Below are 18,144 nucleotides of genomic sequence, written 5' to 3'. Positions count from 1 at the left end.
TATGAAAAAAAGTACTAAAGAATGTATAAGATTTTTATTTTTTGCTATATTGTCTTCAGCAATATCCTATATAAATTTTTTAAAAGGAAATACAACACCATCATTAATTTTTGGCGTAGTTACAGGAATAAATATAGCATTAACTATATATTATGGAATTAAATCATTTGGAGAAAAAGAATAGTTAAATTTTTAAGGATTTTACTTAAAGTTAAAATACATATAAAGCTATATTAAAAAATAATTTATAAATAAATAGAAAACAACTTCTTTAAATTGTTTAAAGAAGTTGTTTTTTTCTTTATAATTTAATTAAAGAGAAATAACTAATTTATTATTAAATTTTATTTTTAATATTAAATGGTTAATTACAATTTTTTATCTTTAAGGATGTGATTTAGATGAGTAATATAAAACCTACAAAAAATCTATTAAAAAAAATAGGTATTGATAATAAAAGCAAAATGGAAGAAAAGATAGAAAAACTAGAAGAGAAAACTGTTAAAAGTAAATTTCAAAAGATGATAAAAGAAAAAAATAAAACTTGGAAAGAAAAATTATTAGAAAAATTAAAGTTATTAAAGGATTCTCTATAAAAAAAATTTAAAGTATATTATCAAATCAGGTAAAAAATGTTAAAATATAAATGGCTAAAATTGTAAAGTATACTTTATCAGATATTTTAAATAGGAAATTTATAAATAACTTACTATTAACAGGGGGAAATAATTGGTGAAAAAGTATTCAAGGGTAATTAAAGGAACTATTAAGGTTCTTGTTGTAGCTTTCATGATTCTTATAATACTAAATGGAATATTAAATAGATTTGATGGAGCTTACAACACTATTGGATATAGAACTTATACTATACTTACAGGAAGTATGGAACCTAAAATTAAGCCAGGAGATATTGTACTAGTTAAAAAAGTAGCAGAGGATGAGTTAAAAGAGGGAGATATTATAACCTTTAAAGAAGATAATAGAATTGTAACTCATAGAATAGTAGAAAAAAACAATAATGGCTTTATAACTAAAGGAGATAATAATAATGTTAAGGATAGTGAAATTGTAAAGGAAAATAATATTATAGGACAAGTTAAGTTAGTAATTCCTAAATTAGGATATGTTTTAGTATTTTTAAGTAAGCCTATAGTAATTTCTGCAATTTTAATAATTATAGCTTTAATAATAATATGGGATGTATTTAAAAATTAAAATGAAAAATACTTCTACAAGAAAAACTTGTGGAAGTATTTTTATTTAAGCAATAGGAGATAATAGTCTAGATATAGCCTCAAAAAATCTTGTTACAATTCCTCTTTCTCTAAATTCTTTTAAGGAAATTTCTTTACAATATTCCATATCTTTAAGGAATTGATTTTCCAAAATATTTGCTATATCACTATTATAGATAAAGGCATTTGTTTCAAAATTTAAAGAAAAACTTCTAATATCCATATTAGCAGTTCCAACACTTGCGACGTTACAATCAGAAACCATAGTTTTACTATGAATAAATCCGTTATCATATAAGTATACTTTAACTCCACTTTCTAAAAGTTCACCTATATATGAATTAGCAACCCATCTCATAAATAAATGATCAGGTTTTCCTGGTATCATAAGTCTAACATCTATTCCAGAGCTAGCAGCCATTTTTAAGCATTGAAGCATACAATCATCAGGAACAAAATAAGGAGTTTGCAAAAATACATTTTTTTTAGCATCATTTATTATTTTAACATATCCATTTCTTATTTGTTCTGTATCTAAATCTGGACCAGAAGAAACTATTTGAACGCCTATTAATGAATCTAAGGTATTTTTAAATTCTAATTTTTTAAGGTATTTTCTATACTTTGACATAGAATAATCTTTTACTGTGTAAGTCCAATCTAGTATAAATCGAGATTCTAAATCGTTTATAGAATTACCTTCAATTTTTAGATGGGTATCTCTCCAGTAACCTATTTTTTTATCATTAGATATATACTCATCTCCTACATTAAAACCACCTAAGTAGGCTACATTACTATCTATAACAATTATTTTTCTATGATTTCTATAGTTAATTCTTTTATTTATATATTTAAAAAAACTTTTAAAGAAAACAGCATATTCTCCACCAAAAGATTTAAGTTTTTCTATATATTTTTTACTAATTCCGTCCCCTAAACAATCTACTAAAATTTTAACTTCTACACCTTCCTTAGCTTTTTCAATAAGTAAATCCATAAATTCACTACCTAAGTTATCAGTTCTAAATATATAAAATTCAATATGAATAAATTTTTTTGCCTTTTTTACTTCTGAGAATATATCTTCGAATAGAATTTTACCATCAAAAAAAGGTGTGATTTTATTATTTTCAGTATAAGGTGCATTAGCATTTTTATAATTCATCTTTATAAGAGAAGAGTATTTTTTTAAATATTTACTATCTCTATAATTTTCTTTTAATGTTTTTATATATTCTTCTTTTCCTTTATCATTTATGATTTTTTTGTTAAACATTTTTTGGTGTGTTAGATTTTGACCAAAGAATATATAAATTATAAAACCTATAATTGGTATAAATGTTAAAATTAGAACCCAAGCCCAGGTGACAGAAGGTTGTTTTCTTTCAAAAAATATTACAAAGCCTATTAATATTAAATTAATTATGAATATAGTGGTACTTATAATTAATGAGGTATTCATAATTTTCACCTCCATATATTAGTATGTATATTTATATAAAAAATATTTAAAATAAAATTTAATATATAATAAAATGTGATAAATTAACCTTCCATTATTTTCACATAAAAAGTTCTCTCTCTTGGGCCATCAAATTCACAGAAATATATATCTTGCCATATTCCTAATATTAAATTTCCATCTTTTAAAATTAAGCTTTGGGATGCTCCTATAGTTGATGATTTTAAATGAGCATGAGAATTTCCTTCAAGATGTCTATAGTCTTTATTTATCGTAGGATATACCTTTTCAAATCCCTTTATTAGATTGCTAACTACATCTGGATCTGAATTCTCATTAATAGTTATTCCTGCAGTTGTATGAGGGCAATATACAACTATGATTCCATCTCTAATTTTACTTGTTTTTATATCTTCATTGATAAAAGAAGTTATTTTTATTAAATTCTGTTTATCTTTTATAGAAAGCTTGTGTTCAAATAAATTAGTCATAATTACCTCTCCTTTTTATCATATATCTTTTATTTAATAATATCATAATTATAAAAATTTATGGTATCATTGCTGTAAATATATATAAGATAAAGTATTAATATGGAAAGCAGTTGCTAAAAAATAAGATTGTATATTTGCACTAATTATTTATCTTTTATTTTAATAACTGCATGATGAAAACATTTAATTTTTGATATATACTTTAAAAGTAAAGTCTAAAAGAGATAATTGGGAGTGAAAAATTATGAAGTTTGTTTTGGCACCAGACTCGTTTAAAGAGAGTATGACAGCTAGAGAAGTAGCTGATGCTATGGAAAAAGGAATAAAAAAAGTTTGTCCAAATGCACAATGTGTTAAAGTACCAATGGCTGATGGTGGTGAAGGAACTGTTCAATCATTAGTTGATGCAACAAATGGAGAAATATTTACTATAGATGTTATTGGACCTTTAGGTAATAAAGTAAAAGCTAAATATGGAATACTTGGAGATAAAAAAACAGCAGTAATAGAAATGGCTGAAGCTAGTGGTCTTCATTATGTAGAACTAGAAAGAAGAAATCCTATGATTACTACAACTTATGGTACAGGAGAACTTATAAAGGCAGCTTTAGATAAAGGTGTAGATAAAATATTTATAGGAATCGGAGGAAGTGCCACAAATGATGGAGGAGCTGGAATGGTTCAAGCTCTAGGTGGAAAACTTTTGGATAAAGATGGTAATGAATTATCTTATGGTGGTGGAACTTTAGATAAATTAGAAAAAATAGACTTAGATAATTTCGATAAAAGAATTAATAATATAAAAATAGAAGTGGCTTGTGATGTTACTAATCCTTTAACTGGAGATAATGGAGCATCAAATATTTTTGGACCTCAAAAAGGTGCTGATAAAGAAATGGTAAAGGTATTAGATGAGAATTTAAAACACTATGCAAAAATTATCAGAACTCAACTTGGTAAAGAAGTAGAGACTTTAGAAGGTGCAGGAGCTGCTGGAGGACTAGGAGCTGCTCTTTTAGGATTTTGTAATGCAGAACTTAATAGAGGAGTAGATATTGTAATAAAATATACAAAGCTTGAAGATAAAGTTAAGGATGCAGATTTTGTGTTTACTGGGGAAGGAAGCATAGATAGGCAAACTAAATTTGGAAAAACTCCATTTGGAGTAGCTAGTATAGCTAAAAAATACAATGTACCTACTATAGCTTTTGCAGGTAAGGTAGGAGAAGGTATAGAAGAGCTTTATAGTTGTGGAATAAATTCTATAATAGGAATTTTACCAGGAATAGTATCTTTAGAAGATGCTTTAAAAGATGGAAAAGAAAATATAGAAAGAACTACAGAAAATATCGTTAGAATATTAAATTTATAAGATTACAAGGAGGATTTTAATAAATATTTTTATTTACATAAAAACTACCTATATATTATTTATATGATTCTTGCATAATTTTAAATATAAATATAATTTATTTAAATATATAAATTTGTTAAAAATCCTTTAAAAACATAACATTACAATTTATAAATAATATTGTTTGTTATATCAATCTATATAAGTTTAATAAAAATAAAAACACTATCTAATTTTGTTGTATTTAAAGAAATATTTTAATACAACAAAATTATGATAGTGTTTATTTTTATTTATTGTATTTTTATCTACACTATAAATAATTTTATAAAAAGTTGATAAAAAATATATTTTTGTATATATTTATAAAATATTGATATATAATTTAATTTTGAAAGTATAATTAATACTTAAATATAATTTTATAAAATAGAGAGGTGCTTTGATGTTAGTTCTAAATGAAGATATAGCCCAGCAGATAGTGGAGAAGGTTATGGATATAATTCCTTATAATATTAATATTATGGATTATAAAGGAATTATAATAGGAAGTGGAGATAAAAATAGATTATATACAGTTCATGAAGGTGCAAAGGAAGCTTTGGCAACTAAAAGAATGAATGAAATAACTGAGAATAAAGATAAAGTAAAGTTAGGGGTAAATAGTCCTATATTTTTTAAAGGAGAAGTAGTTGGGGTTATAGGGATTACAGGTAATCCTGATGAGGTTAGACCCTTTGGAGAATTAGTAAGGGTAACTGCAGAGCTTTTAATTAATCAAAACTATATTTTATCTGAAAGAAAAGCTTTTGAAATTCATAGGGAAAGACTCCTATATGAACTTGTATCTGTGGAAAATGATTATAAAAAAGAACTAAAGGATAGATGTGAGCAACTTGGTATTAATTTAGAGGTTAAAAGAATAGCGGTTTTAATTAATTTTATTAGTAGTGGAGTTAAGGAAATAAAAACTATAAAAAATACTATAAAGCAATATTTAGATGAACAAGAGTTCATTATTGAAAGAAGGCACAATTCTTTTGTTGTTCTATTAAAAAGTAAAGATAAGATAAAAAGTATACTAGATATTTTAGAAAATAAAAGTGTTAAGGTAGGAATAAGTAATAAAGAAAAGATCATAGGAAAAGCAGTAAAGCAAGCTAAATTAGCAATAAAAGTAGGAAGCGATTATATAAAGAAAGAAAATATATTTTACTATGAAAATCTTTATTTTCTTTCTGTTTTAGCAACCTGTAAGGAAAATGATCTAATGAAAAATCATGTGAAAAAGCTTAAGGATGAAGGAGAAAAAATTGAACTTATAAAGACTATAGATATGTATATAGAATGTAATGGAGAGATAAATTTAACTGCTAAGAAATTAAATATTCATAGAAATACCCTTAACTATAGATTAGAAAAAATAAACTGTTTAACAGGCAAGAATCCTAAGGTATTTTTAGATTTGTTTGAACTATATACTGCTTGTTTATTGTACAGAAAGTAATTGTTTATTTGCACTAAGCAAACATTTTCAACTTTGGTTATTCTAACAATGATTTATGCAATTACTTGGTTTACAATGTTTACATTGATAAAGATTATAAATTTAAATATTTTAGGAGGAGTAAAATGCATGTAACAGCATTAGGAGCAATTTTAGGATTAATAGTAGCTATTTTTCTTATAATAAAAAAGGTTCATCCTGCTTACGGATTAATTATAGGAGCCTTAGTTGGAGGAATAGTAGGTGGAGCTGGAATCGAAGGAACAGTAAAGCTTATGATTGACGGAAGTAAGGGAATGATGCCAGCGGTTTTAAGAATATTAACTGCAGGAGCTTTAGCAGGAGTTCTTATAAAATCAGGAGCAGCAGCTAAAATTGCAGAAAGTATAATAGAAAAAATAGGAGAGAAAAATGCTTTAGTCGCTTTAACTATAGCAACTATGGTTTTAACAGCAGTTGGAGTATTTGTAGATGTATCGGTTATAACAGTAGCACCAATAGCTTTAGCAGTAGCTCATAAAACAGGATTAACTAAAACAGGTATATTAATAGCTATGGTTGGTGGAGGAAAGGCTGGAAATATAATTTCACCAAATCCTAATACTATAGCAGCAGCAAATAACTTTAACGTACCTTTAACCTCAGTAATGCTAGCAGGAGTAATACCAGCAATATTCGGAATCATAATAACAATAATAATATCAAAAAAGCTAGCTAAAAGAGGAAGTAGTGTAAGTTTATCAGATTTAACGGAAGAGGTAGAAGATAAGCCATCATTTTTTGCATCTATTATAGGTCCTTTAGTAGCTATAGTATTACTAGCATTAAGACCTTTAGCTAATATTGCAATAGATCCATTATTAGCACTTCCAATAGGTGGAGTAATAGGTATAATTGCTATGGGTAAGGTTAAAAAATTAAATGAATATGCACAATTTGGATTAGCTAAGATGAGTGGGGTTGCCATATTACTTATAGGAACAGGAACTATAGCTGGAATAATTTCAAATTCAGCATTAAAAGATGTTATAGTAAATGGACTAACTTACATAGGACTTCCAGCATTTCTACTAGCACCAATTTCAGGTATACTAATGTCAGCTGCTACAGCATCAACAACATCAGGTACAGCAGTTGCAAGTTCAGTATTCGGACAAACAATCTTAGGATTAGGAGTTGGAGCTTTACCAGCAGCAGCTATGATTCATGCTGGAGCAACAGTTTTAGATCATTTACCTCATGGAAGCTTTTTCCATGCCACAGGTGGTAGTGTTACAATGCCAATGAAGGAAAGACTAAAGTTAATTCCTTATGAATCTTTAGTTGGTTTAGGAATGACTATAGTTTCAACCATAATATATGGAATAATATTAAAATAAAAATTTATTCTAAAAGTTTATTTTAAAGATTGAATTAAATATATTTCTTATCCAAAATAAAACCAGTTTAGTTACTTAGAATTTATAAATAAGATTTAATATCCTATAGAATAGAAAATAAAACTATTCTATAGGATATTTTTTTATAAATAATTCAATATAAATTTTATATTTTATATAATAGAAACATTATATTTTTTTAACGTTTTGCATATATTTTGTTCTGGCATAGCATCACAAATAATTCCATCAATATCATTAAGATGTGAAAATTTATATATTCCATCATAATAGAATTTTTCTTTTTCCATTAATAAATATGAAACTTTAGCAGAGGAAATTATAGCTTTTTTAGTATTCCCTTCTTCTAAATCAAAATTACTTATAGAATTATCTTGTAAATTAACGCCACAGCTTCCTATAAAGGCTTTATTAACTCTATATTTTAAAATGGCATCTATAGCCTCAGAACCAATAATGCCTCCTAGTTTTTTGTCATATATACCACCTATACAAATTATTTTTACATTTGAAGTATCATCAAAAATAGTAGCTATTTCTATCATGTTTGTAATTAAGGTTATCTTTTTATCACTTTTAGATATAAGTTTTGCAAGAATTAAATTTATACTAGAAATATCTAAAAATATAGTATCATTATTTTCAATTAAAGTAAGGGCTTTCTTAGATATGGTTTCTTTTTTGTTTAAATTCTTTATTTTTCTATTAGATATAGTTGTTTTTTCAGCTATTTGCCTATTTGTTATGGCTCCACCATAGGTTCTTTTTAATTTTCCATGTTTTTCTAATTTTTGTAAGTCTTTTCTTATCATTCCTTCTGAAACTTTGAATTTTACGCTTAAATCTTTAACGAGAACCTTTCCATTTTTATTTAAAATATTTAATATTTCTTGTGAGCGCTCTTCTGCAAACAATATAAATCACCTCAAGCTTAATTATGATTAGTTATCATTATATAAACTATTATAAATAAAAATAATTAAATTAAAAGTATTGACTTAGAATGAAAAAGAAATATAAAATAATAATAAATAATAATAAATAATAATAAGTAATAATAAATTGTAAAATGTAAGGAGATAATATGTTAGATAGAATTAAAAATTTAAAAAAAGAGATATTATCTCAAAATCTTAAAATTTGTGTTGAAAGGGCAAGATATCTAACAGAAAGTTATAAGGAAAATGAAAATAAATCAACATATATAAAAAGAGCAAAAGCCTTAGAAAAGATACTAAAAAATATGACAATATATATAAATGATAAAGAATTAATAGTTGGAAATCTAAGTTCTCATATAAAATCTGCTCCTATTTTTCCAGAGTATTCAGTAAAATGGATAAAAGAATTGGTTAATAATAAAGATCTCAATAAAAGGTCTAAAAATAGGTTTTCTTTAGATGAAAATAACATAGAAGAACTTTTAGAAATTTTGAGATATTGGGAAGGAAAAAATCTCAATGATAAATGTAATTTAAGTATATTTAAGGAACTAAAAATTGCAACTAATGATAAAGTCCTTTATGGAGAGGAGCTTATGGTATCAGGAAGTTCTAATATAATACCTGATTTTAAGAAAGCTTTAACTTTAGGATTAGAAGGAATAAACAATGAAGTTACTAGAAAAATTAAAAGTTTAGATGATAATAAGGATAATATTAAAAAGAAAGAATTTTTACAATCTATACTTATAGTGAATAAAAGTATTATAAATTTTTCAAAAAGATATAAAGATTTAGCTTTAAAATTATTAGAAGAAGAAAACAATATAGAAAGAAAAAAAGAATTATTAAAAATAAGTAAGATATGTAATAGAGTTCCTAGAAAACCTCCAACTAATTTTTATGAGGCTATTCAAATGATTTGGTTTATATATTTAGTTTTAGAGATAGAAAGCAATGGTGATTCTTTATCTTTTGGAAGAATGGACCAATATTTATATAAGTATTATAAGAATGATATACATAATAAAACATTAAGTAAATATAAGGCTAAGGAATTATTACAATGTTTTGTAATAAAATTAAATTCTATTATAAAAATAAGACCTAATAAATGTATAACTAGTAATATAGGATATTTACCTTTTTCTAATATAACAATCGGAGGTAAAAGTTATTTTAAAGATAATTGTGTAAATGAATTAAGTTATTTAATTTTAGAATCTATAGGAGAATTAAACTTAATAGAACCTAATCTTTCTATACGGGTAAATTTAAATTATGATGAAAATTTTATAAAAGAATCTGTAAAAACTATTAAAAATGGATTTAAGTCTTTAGGATTTTATAATGATGAAGAGGTTATAAATTTTTTAGTTAATAGTGGGGTTAAATACGAAGATGCTTATAATTATGGGATAACTGGATATGGAGGAATATCTATTCCAGGAAAGCATGGCTATAATTGCATAGGAAAAACTATTATAAATATGCCAAAGATAATGGAAATAACTTTAAATAAATTTTGTAATGGTAAAGAGGAGTTAAATGAAGTTTATACTTATAAAAGCTTATATAATACTTGGAGAGAAAATTTAAAGTATTATACTAATTTAGTTATAAATTTAGATGATATTATAGATAATAATATAAAAGACTTTCCTAATATATTTTGTTCTTCACTAGTAAATAATTGTATAGAAAGAGGAAAGCCTATAAATGAAGGCGGAGAATTTTATAATATAGTTTCTGGAGCCCAAATTGGATTAACTAATGTAGCTAATTCCTTTAAAGCTATAAAAGAAACCGTTTATGAAAATAATATATTAACAATAAATGATATAAAAAAAGCTGTAGATAAAAATTTTAAAGGTAAAGAAGAAAAAAATATTAAAGATATTTTAAGTTCGGCATCTAAGTATGGAAATAATGAAAAATATGTAGATGATCTTATGGGAGATATTTATTTATCATATTTAAATGAAATAAAAAAATATAAACATTATAATTATAAAAACAACTTTAAAAAATATAACTATAGTTTATCTACAGTAGGATTATGTTCACATGTTATTTTAGGGAAACATACTTATGGAACTCCAGATGGTAGAAAAGCTTACATGCCAATTTCAGAAGGGATTTTACCATATTATAATACAGATATAAGAGGGCCTAAAAATTTATTGAAATCCTTATCTACAGTAAAAGGAAAATTAGAATTTAATCAATCATTAAACTTAAAATTTTCTAAAAATATATTAGAAACCGCTTATGGAATAAAAAAGATTATAAATTTGATTAAATACTTTATAAATACCAAATCAATTAATATTGAATTTAATATATTAGATAATGATATTTTAAAAGAAGCACAAAAGTATCCACAAAAATATAAAGATTTAGTAGTTAAAGTAGAAGGATGCTGTGCAAAGTTTGTAAATTTAGATTATGACATTCAAGAATCTATAATAAACAAAACAGAACAATATTTTTAAAATATAAGGAGGATAATATATGATTTATTTTTTAGATACAGCTAGTTTAGAAGATATAAAAGATATTATAGACAATTATCCTATAAGTGGAATTAATACTAATCCATCCTTAATAGCAAAAGAAGAAGTAGAATTTTCAAAGCTTTTAAAAAGCATTAGAGTGTTAATTGGTGAAGAAAGAATTATAAATATTCAGGTTTTAGGAGAAAAGACTATGGATATTATAGAGGAAGCAAAAAAGATAAAAAAAATCTTAGGTGGTAATATTTATATAAAAATACCTGTAACTAAAGAAGGATTAAAAGCTATAAAAATACTTAAAAAAGAAGAGTTTAATGTAATAGCAACAGCTGTAAATTCATCTTCTAAAGGGATCATGGCCGCTTTATGTGGTGCAGATTATTTAGAAATTTTTTGTTGTGAAAACAAAGAAAATAAAGGTGATATAAATGATAATAATTTATTAAAAATAATATCAGATATTTTTAAAGAAATAAATATACATAAATTAAATACTAAACTTTTAGTTTCTAATATCAAAACAAAGAACTATTTAGAAGAAATTTTAAAAATAGGAGTACACGGATTATCATTAAATAAAGAGCTTATAAACGATATTTTTGATGAAAAGTATATAGAAAATATTCTTTTTAAGTTTAAAGAAGACTGGATAAAAATTTATGGAGAAAATATTTTGATAAAAGATTTATTATAAATAAAATTTAAATAAATTATAACAATAAAAAGATTACTATAAATAATTAGTAATCTTTTTATTATTATAAGGTGGAATATATACTAACCTATTAAATATTAATAATATGGTATAATTAAATTATTAACAATTTAAATAGATATAAGTATTTATATGGAAGGATTATTTAAATGAAAAATCGAGAATTGATAATAGAAGAGTCTCATAAAAGAAGTAAATATTATGGAATAGAAAAAGAGAGTAGTCATTCTAAAAAGATATTAAAGGGCGAGAGTTTAGAAAAGATACTTATAAAAAATAAAGAGCTTATAGAAATATCTAGAACTTACATAGATATGGTTTATTCAGCTCTTGGCGATAAGGATTTTATAATTGTTTTAACAGATAATAACGGATGCATTTTATATGTTAAGGGAGATAATAAAATAGTAGATGAATTTGAAAAATTAGATTTAATTGTTGGAGCATATATGGATGAAAAAAGTATAGGTACTAATGCTATGGGAACAGCTATTAGTGAAGACAAGGCAGTTCAAATAACTGCTAAGGAACACTATATAGATATATTTCATAAGTTAACTTGTTCTGCAGCGCCAATACATAATAGCTCTGGAAAAATAATAGGAACATTAAATTTAACCGGGGAGCAAAGTAAAAAACATCCTCATACTTTAGGACTAGTTATATTTGGGGTAAAGGCTATAGAGAATGAACTTGATAAACTTAAAATAAATAATATTTTAGATGAAACTTATAATTATATGGAGAGTGTAATAGATAATGTAGATAAGGGAATAATGATTGTTGACACTAAAGGAAAAATTAAAAATATAAGTACTTTTGGTGCAGAAATCTTATTTGAAGTAAAGGAACAAATAATAAATAAAAATATAGAAGATATAGTACCAGATTGGATAAATATATTAGAAGAATTGGAAAATGGCAAGGAATATTTTGCAAAGGAAGTAAAGATAAAACATACAAGTAAGCATAAAGTTTTATTAAAATTTAGAGCTGTTAGACTTAAAACAAAGGTAGTAGGAATGGTAATCACAATGACATGTGAGAAGGAAATACCATTAAACAATACGTTAAATACAGGAGCTTTTTATAATTTTGATGATATTATAGGGGAAAGTGCTGCTATAGCAAATGTTATAACTAATTGTAAAATAATATCTAATAGTCCTTCTACAGTTCTTATAGAAGGAGAAAGTGGAACTGGAAAGGAAGTGCTAGCTCAAGCTATGCACAATTATAGCCATAGAAGAAATAATAAATTTGTAGCTATAAATTGTGGAGCCATACCAGAAAATATTATAGAAAGTGAACTTTTTGGATATGATGAAGGAACATTTACTGGAGGAAGGAAAGGTGGAAAAGAAGGAAAGTTTGAATTAGCTAATGGAGGAACTTTATTTTTAGATGAAATAGGTGAAATGTCTTTAGATCTTCAGGTAAATCTTCTTAGAATTTTACAAGAAGGAAGAGTAACAAGACTTGGAGGAAATAAAGAAATTCCTGTAGATGTAAGGGTAATTGCAGCTACTAATAGGGATTTAAGAAAAGAAATAAAAAAGGGAAACTTTAGGGAAGATTTATATTATAGACTTTGTGTAATTCCTATAAAAGTTCCGCCTTTAAGAGAAAGAAAGGGAGATATAAAAAAATTAATAAGTTATTTTTTAAGAATTAAAGCTTTTAAACTAAACAAATCAGTCCCTCATATAAATGAAAGTCTTTATTATAAATTAATAAATTATAATTGGCCGGGAAATATAAGACAACTTGAAAATTGTATAGAGAATTTAGTTAATTTAGAGGGGAATATATCCTTTGATATATTTAATGACATAGAAGAAAATAATATTTATTACGAAAATAAATTTAATTCTCTAGATTTTAATAATGAAAAAGATGAGATAGAATTTTTAGATACTTTTAATTTAGTAGATATAGAGAAAGCTACTATAATAAAAGCTATTAGAGGCTGTAAAAATAATATGAGTAAGGCAGCAACTTTTTTAGGAATAAGTAGAAATACTTTATATAATAAAATAAAAAAATATAAAATAAAATTGTAATAAAATTATACAGTGTCCTAAATTTGAACACAATTTTTTTAAAATATGTATCAAAATAGGACATTTTTAGATTCTTATAGAAAAAGATAGTTGTTTGATAAATAGCAAACAAGTTAATTTTATAACAATCTTAAAAGTTGGCATATAAATTGCTATATAAATTTATGTAATGGAAAATAATTAATAATTTTAATAAAAATAAATTATTGTGATATATAACAGGGGGAGTTTAGAAATGGCAAGATTTACATTACCAAGAGATTTATATCATGGAAAAGGTTGTCTAGAAGTTCTAAAAACATTAAAAGGTAAAAAAGCTTTCGTCGTTGTAGGCGGAGGATCAATGAAAAGATTTGGATTTTTACAAAAAGTTGAAGAATATTTAAAAGAAGCTGGAATGGAAGTTATGCTTTTTGAAGGTGTTGAACCAGATCCATCAGTTGAGACTGTTATGAAAGGTGCTCAAATGATGAGAGATTTTCAGCCAGATACAATAGTTGCAATGGGTGGAGGTTCACCAATAGATGCAGCTAAAGCTATGTGGATATTCTATGAATACCCAGATTTTACTTTTGAACAAGCTGTAGTACCATTTGGTTTACCAGAATTAAGACAAAAAGCAAAATTCGTAGCTATTCCATCAACTTCAGGTACAGCTACAGAAGTTACAGCATTTTCAGTAATAACAGATTATAAAGCTAAAATAAAATATCCTTTAGCAGATTTTAATATAACTCCAGATATAGCTATAGTTGACCCAGATTTAGCTCAAACAATGCCAGCTAAATTGGTAGCTCATACTGGAATGGATGCATTAACCCATGCTATAGAAGCTTATACTGCATCATTAAGATCAAATTTCTCAGATCCACTAGCATTAAAGGCTATAGAAATGATTAAAGCTAATTTACTTGAATCATATAAAGGTGATGTTGAAGCTAGAAACTTAATGCATGAAGCTCAATGTTTAGCTGGAATGGCATTTTCTAACGCCTTATTAGGAATAGTTCACTCAATGGCACATAAAGTAGGAGCTGTATTCCATATTCCTCATGGATGTGCAAATGCAATATTCTTACCTTATGTAATTGAATATAACAGAACTGTATGTGAAGATAGATATGCTGATATAGCTAGAATGTTAAAGTTAAAAGGTGAAACAGATAAAGAATTAACAGATTCATTAATAGAAATGATTAATGAATTTAATATAGAATTAAGTATTCCAAAAACTATGAAGGAATATGGAATAACAGAAGAAGATTTTAAAGCTAATTATAAAACAGTAGCTCATAATGCTGTTTTAGATGCATGTACAGGATCAAGTCCAAGAGCAATAGATGATGAAACTATGGAAAAATTATTAGAGTGTACATTCTATGGAACAAAGGTTAATTTTTAGTTTTAATGAGGGAATTAAATTTTAACTCTAATTAAAATAAAAAGCTCTCAAAATTTTGGGGGCTTTTGTTTTGAGATAACAATAAAACAATATAAATTTTGGAGGCATTATATGAAAGCAGCATTATGGTACGGAAAAAATGACGTAAGAATAGAGGAAGTTGATGAACCTAAAATAAAAAAGGATTGTGTGAAAGTTAAAATTAAATGGTGTGGAATATGCGGTTCTGATTTACATGAATATTTAGGAGGCCCTATATTTATACCAGTAGAAAAACCACATCCTATAAGTGGAGATGTAGCTCCTGTTATATTAGGACACGAATTAGCAGGTGAAGTTACAGAAGTAGGTGAAGGAGTAACAAATTTTAAAATAGGAGATAGAGTTGTAGTTGAGCCTATAGTAGCTTGCGGTAAATGTTCAGCTTGCAAAGAAGGAAAATATAACCTTTGTCCTTCTTTAGGATTCCATGGACTATGTGGTGGCGGTGGAGGATTTGCAGAATATACTGTATTTCCACAAAAATTCATCCACAAGATACCAGATAATATGTCTTATGAGAAGGCTGCTTTAATAGAACCTATAGCAGTAGGATTTCATTCAGTAAGAATTGGTGATTTTAGAACAGGGGATACTGCTTTAGTTTTAGGAGCTGGACCAATAGGATTAGCTACTATTGAATGTTTAAAAGCAGCAGGTGCAAGACTTGTAATAGTTCTTCAAAGAAAATCAGTAAGACAAGAATATGCAAAAAAAGCTGGAGCAGATGTAGTATTAGATCCAACAGAAGTTAATATTCCAGAAGAGGTTAGAAAATTAACTAACGGAATTGGTGTAGATGTAGCTTTTGAAACAACTGGTGCTAAGGTAGGTTTAGATATAGGCTTAGAAAGCTTAAAAAGTGCAGGAACTATGGTTATAACTAGTATATGGGAAAAGGATATTGAATTTAATCCTAATATATTAGTTTTCACAGAAAAGAAAATTGTTGGAACAATAGCTTATAGAAATGAATTCCCAGCTGTTATAGCACAAATGGCTGATGGAAGAATCAAGGCAACTGAATATATAACAAAGAAAATTTCTTTAGATGATATAGTTGAAGAAGGTTTTGGTACTTTAACTGGACCAGAAAAGAAAAAACATGTTAAAATATTAGTTACACCAGATAAGTCATTATTATAAAAACTATACTTTTAAGATAAATAGAACGGAGGAAAATAAATGTATAAGATAGTAGCAAAAAGAGAGCTTACTAACAATATTTATTTGATGGATATAGAGGCTCCAAGAGTAGCAAAATCAGCAAAACCAGGTCAATTTATAATAATAAAAAATGATGAAAAGGGAGAAAGAATTCCCCTAACAATAGCAGATTATGATTCAGAAAAAGGTACAGTATCAATAGTTTTTCAAGCTGTTGGAGAAGGGACAAAAAAATTAGCAGAGTTTAAAGTTGGAGAATATGTATCAGATTTTGTTGGGCCTTTAGGACAACCTAGTGAGTTTGTACATGAGAATTTAGAAGAACTTAAAAAGAAAAAATTAATATTTATAGCAGGAGGAGTTGGTGCAGCACCAGTTTATCCTCAGGTTAAATGGATGAAAGCTCATGGAATAGACGTTGATGTAATAATAGGAAGTAGAACAAAAGACTTATTAATATTAGAAGACGAAATGAAAAAAGTTGCAGGAAATCTTTATATTGCAACAGATGATGGTTCATATGGATTTAATGGAAGAGTTACTGATTGTTTAAAAGAGTTAGTTGAAAAAGAAGGAAAAAAATATGATCATGCAGTAGTTATAGGACCTATGATAATGATGAAATTTATGGCTATGTTAACTAAAGAACTAAATATACCAACAACAGTAAGTTTAAACCCAATAATGGTTGATGGAACTGGAATGTGTGGAGCATGTAGAGTTACTGTAGGTGGAGAAGTTAAATTTGCTTGTGTAGATGGACCAGAATTTGATGGACATTTAGTTGACTTTGATGAATCTATGAGAAGACAAACAATGTATAAAACAGAAGAAGGAAGAGCTCAATTAAAGATAGAAGAAGGAGACACTCATCACCACGGTGGCTGCGGATGCGGAGGTGACAAGTAATGAAAATGGAAGATAGAATGGTTAGAACACCAGTGGCTGAACAGCCAGCAGAGGTTAGAGCAAAAAACTTTAAAGAGGTTTGTTTAGGATATACTTTAGAAGAGGCTATAAAAGAGGCTAAAAGATGTTTAGGATGTAAAAAGCCAATGTGTATGGCTGGTTGTCCTGTTTCTATAAATATTCCAGAATTTATTTCACACATTAAAGAGGGAGATATTGAATCAGCTGCTAAAGAAATTGCTAAATATAGTGCATTACCAGCAGTATGTGGTAGAGTTTGTCCTCAAGAAAGCCAATGTGAAGGAAAATGTGTATTAGGAATAAAGGGAGAGCCAGTTGCTATTGGAAAGCTTGAAAGATTTGTAGCAGATTGGTCTAGAGAAAATAATATTGATTTAAGCGAAACTGAACCTAAAAATGGTAAGAAAATAGCTGTAATAGGAAGTGGTCCAGCTGGATTAACTTGTGCTGGAGATTTAGCTAAAAAAGGTTACGATGTAACAATTTTTGAAGCTTTACATGAACCAGGTGGAGTTTTAGTTTATGGAATTCCAGAGTTTAGATTACCAAAGGATACAGTTGTTAAAAATGAGATTGAAAATATTAAAAAGTTAGGTGTAAAGATTGAAACTAATGTTGTTATAGGTAGAACAGTAACTATAGATGAACTTATGGAAGAAGAAGATTTTGATGCTGTATTTATAGGTTCAGGAGCAGGACTTCCAAAGTTTATGCATATTTCAGGTGAAAATGCTAATGGTGTATTTTCAGCTAATGAATTTTTAACAAGAAACAATTTAATGAAAGCATTTAAAGAAGATTATTCAACTCCTATAAGAGCCGGAAAGAAAGTTGCAGTAGTAGGTGGCGGTAATGTTGCAATGGATGCTGCAAGAACAGCTTTAAGATTAGGAGCAGAAACTCATATAGTATATAG

16 protein-coding genes are annotated in these 18,144 nt (G+C 26.6%); 13 read left to right on the top strand and 3 right to left on the bottom strand.

Annotated elements, in window-relative coordinates:
• Position 1: 1 nt before the first annotated feature.
• The 3 genes from BUA70_RS00080 (at position 2) to BUA70_RS00070 (ending at position 1,215) form a co-directional block, all read left to right on the top strand.
• Positions 2-184: a hypothetical protein gene (locus BUA70_RS00080; RefSeq protein WP_072892191.1), complete on the top strand. Its 183-nt coding sequence runs from the start codon at positions 2-4 to the stop codon at positions 182-184.
• A gap of 217 nt (positions 185-401) precedes the next feature.
• Positions 402-596 carry a hypothetical protein gene (locus BUA70_RS00075; protein WP_072892190.1) on the top strand — a complete coding sequence of 65 codons (195 nt, stop codon included), beginning with the start codon at positions 402-404 and terminating at the stop codon, positions 594-596.
• A 136-nt stretch (positions 597-732) separates the two neighbouring features.
• Complete coding sequence (locus tag BUA70_RS00070) at positions 733-1,215, top strand: signal peptidase I (RefSeq protein WP_242977329.1); 483 nt, start codon at positions 733-735, stop codon at positions 1,213-1,215.
• 45 nt (positions 1,216-1,260) lie between these two features.
• Here BUA70_RS00070 and cls read toward each other — a convergent pair whose 3' ends face one another.
• Together cls and BUA70_RS00060 are read right to left on the bottom strand one after the other, a co-directional pair.
• A complete protein-coding gene (gene cls, locus BUA70_RS00065) occupies positions 1,261-2,700 on the bottom strand; it encodes a cardiolipin synthase (protein ID WP_072892188.1) in 1,440 nt (479 codons plus the stop codon).
• A gap of 83 nt (positions 2,701-2,783) precedes the next feature.
• Positions 2,784-3,191, bottom strand: coding sequence for a secondary thiamine-phosphate synthase enzyme YjbQ (locus BUA70_RS00060; protein WP_072892187.1), 408 nt, complete (start codon positions 3,189-3,191; stop codon positions 2,784-2,786).
• A 247-nt stretch (positions 3,192-3,438) separates the two neighbouring features.
• On the opposite strand from BUA70_RS00060, the gene BUA70_RS00055 reads away from it, so the two are divergent.
• From BUA70_RS00055 to BUA70_RS00045, 3 genes are all read left to right on the top strand, one after another.
• The gene (locus tag BUA70_RS00055; RefSeq protein ID WP_072892186.1) at positions 3,439-4,566 is read left to right on the top strand and encodes a glycerate kinase family protein; all 1,128 of its coding nucleotides are present in this window, start codon (positions 3,439-3,441) and stop codon (positions 4,564-4,566) included.
• Positions 4,567-4,993: 427 nt separating this feature from the next.
• Positions 4,994-6,055, top strand: a complete 1,062-nt coding sequence (locus BUA70_RS00050) for a CdaR family transcriptional regulator (RefSeq protein WP_072892185.1) — start codon at positions 4,994-4,996, stop codon at positions 6,053-6,055.
• A 125-nt stretch (positions 6,056-6,180) separates the two neighbouring features.
• Positions 6,181-7,434 (top strand): GntP family permease, encoded by a 1,254-nt coding sequence (locus tag BUA70_RS00045; protein WP_072892184.1) that lies wholly within the window; start codon positions 6,181-6,183, stop codon positions 7,432-7,434.
• 173 nt (positions 7,435-7,607) lie between these two features.
• Here the strand turns inward: BUA70_RS00045 and BUA70_RS00040 are convergent, their stop codons facing one another.
• Complete coding sequence (locus tag BUA70_RS00040) at positions 7,608-8,369, bottom strand: DeoR/GlpR family DNA-binding transcription regulator (RefSeq protein ID WP_072892183.1); 762 nt, start codon at positions 8,367-8,369, stop codon at positions 7,608-7,610.
• Between the two features lie 170 nt (positions 8,370-8,539).
• Here BUA70_RS00040 and BUA70_RS00035 point away from each other — a divergent pair, with 170 nt between their 5' ends.
• From BUA70_RS00035 to BUA70_RS00005, 7 genes are all read left to right on the top strand, one after another.
• Entirely contained in the window at positions 8,540-10,891 is a 2,352-nt protein-coding gene (locus BUA70_RS00035; protein ID WP_072892182.1) for a pyruvate formate lyase family protein, read from the top strand.
• A 19-nt stretch (positions 10,892-10,910) separates the two neighbouring features.
• Entirely contained in the window at positions 10,911-11,606 is a 696-nt protein-coding gene (locus BUA70_RS00030) for a transaldolase family protein (RefSeq protein WP_072892181.1), read from the top strand.
• Between the two features lie 170 nt (positions 11,607-11,776).
• The gene (locus BUA70_RS00025; RefSeq protein WP_072892180.1) at positions 11,777-13,690 is read left to right on the top strand and encodes a sigma-54-dependent Fis family transcriptional regulator; all 1,914 of its coding nucleotides are present in this window, start codon (positions 11,777-11,779) and stop codon (positions 13,688-13,690) included.
• A gap of 235 nt (positions 13,691-13,925) precedes the next feature.
• Entirely contained in the window at positions 13,926-15,092 is a 1,167-nt protein-coding gene (locus BUA70_RS00020) for an iron-containing alcohol dehydrogenase (RefSeq protein WP_072892179.1), read from the top strand.
• A gap of 111 nt (positions 15,093-15,203) precedes the next feature.
• Positions 15,204-16,277, top strand: coding sequence for a 2,3-butanediol dehydrogenase (locus BUA70_RS00015; protein WP_072892178.1), 1,074 nt, complete (start codon positions 15,204-15,206; stop codon positions 16,275-16,277).
• Positions 16,278-16,316: 39 nt separating this feature from the next.
• On the top strand, positions 16,317-17,207 hold the full coding sequence (locus tag BUA70_RS00010; protein WP_072892177.1) for a sulfide/dihydroorotate dehydrogenase-like FAD/NAD-binding protein: 891 nt from the start codon (positions 16,317-16,319) through the stop codon (positions 17,205-17,207).
• Positions 17,207-18,144: FAD-dependent oxidoreductase (locus tag BUA70_RS00005; protein ID WP_072892176.1), on the top strand; the 938-nt coding region annotated here is incomplete at its 3' end. The genes BUA70_RS00010 and BUA70_RS00005, both read left to right, overlap by 1 nt.

It is taken from the genome of Clostridium fallax, assembly GCF_900129365.1.
GTDB classification, from domain to species: Bacteria; Bacillota; Clostridia; order Clostridiales; family Clostridiaceae; genus Clostridium_AH; species Clostridium_AH fallax.
This window is presented reverse-complemented; position numbering and strand designations above follow the sequence as displayed.

What these genes read in the sequence shown, in the direction of transcription:
- BUA70_RS00045 (WP_072892184.1), top strand. Translation starts at nt 6,181, where the DNA reads ATGCATGTAACAGCATTAGGAGCAATTTTAGGATTAATAGTAGCTATT.
- BUA70_RS00055 (WP_072892186.1), top strand. Translation starts at nt 3,439, where the DNA reads ATGAAGTTTGTTTTGGCACCAGACTCGTTTAAAGAGAGTATGACAGCT.
- BUA70_RS00050 (WP_072892185.1), top strand. Translation starts at nt 4,994, where the DNA reads ATGTTAGTTCTAAATGAAGATATAGCCCAGCAGATAGTGGAGAAGGTT.
- BUA70_RS00025 (WP_072892180.1), top strand. Translation starts at nt 11,777, where the DNA reads ATGAAAAATCGAGAATTGATAATAGAAGAGTCTCATAAAAGAAGTAAA.
- BUA70_RS00015 (WP_072892178.1), top strand. Translation starts at nt 15,204, where the DNA reads ATGAAAGCAGCATTATGGTACGGAAAAAATGACGTAAGAATAGAGGAA.
- BUA70_RS00060 (WP_072892187.1), bottom strand. Translation starts at nt 3,191, where the DNA reads ATGACTAATTTATTTGAACACAAGCTTTCTATAAAAGATAAACAGAAT.
- cls (WP_072892188.1), bottom strand. Translation starts at nt 2,700, where the DNA reads ATGAATACCTCATTAATTATAAGTACCACTATATTCATAATTAATTTA.
- BUA70_RS00080 (WP_072892191.1), top strand. Translation starts at nt 2, where the DNA reads ATGAAAAAAAGTACTAAAGAATGTATAAGATTTTTATTTTTTGCTATA.
- BUA70_RS00035 (WP_072892182.1), top strand. Translation starts at nt 8,540, where the DNA reads ATGTTAGATAGAATTAAAAATTTAAAAAAAGAGATATTATCTCAAAAT.
- BUA70_RS00020 (WP_072892179.1), top strand. Translation starts at nt 13,926, where the DNA reads ATGGCAAGATTTACATTACCAAGAGATTTATATCATGGAAAAGGTTGT.
- BUA70_RS00010 (WP_072892177.1), top strand. Translation starts at nt 16,317, where the DNA reads ATGTATAAGATAGTAGCAAAAAGAGAGCTTACTAACAATATTTATTTG.
- BUA70_RS00075 (WP_072892190.1), top strand. Translation starts at nt 402, where the DNA reads ATGAGTAATATAAAACCTACAAAAAATCTATTAAAAAAAATAGGTATT.
- BUA70_RS00030 (WP_072892181.1), top strand. Translation starts at nt 10,911, where the DNA reads ATGATTTATTTTTTAGATACAGCTAGTTTAGAAGATATAAAAGATATT.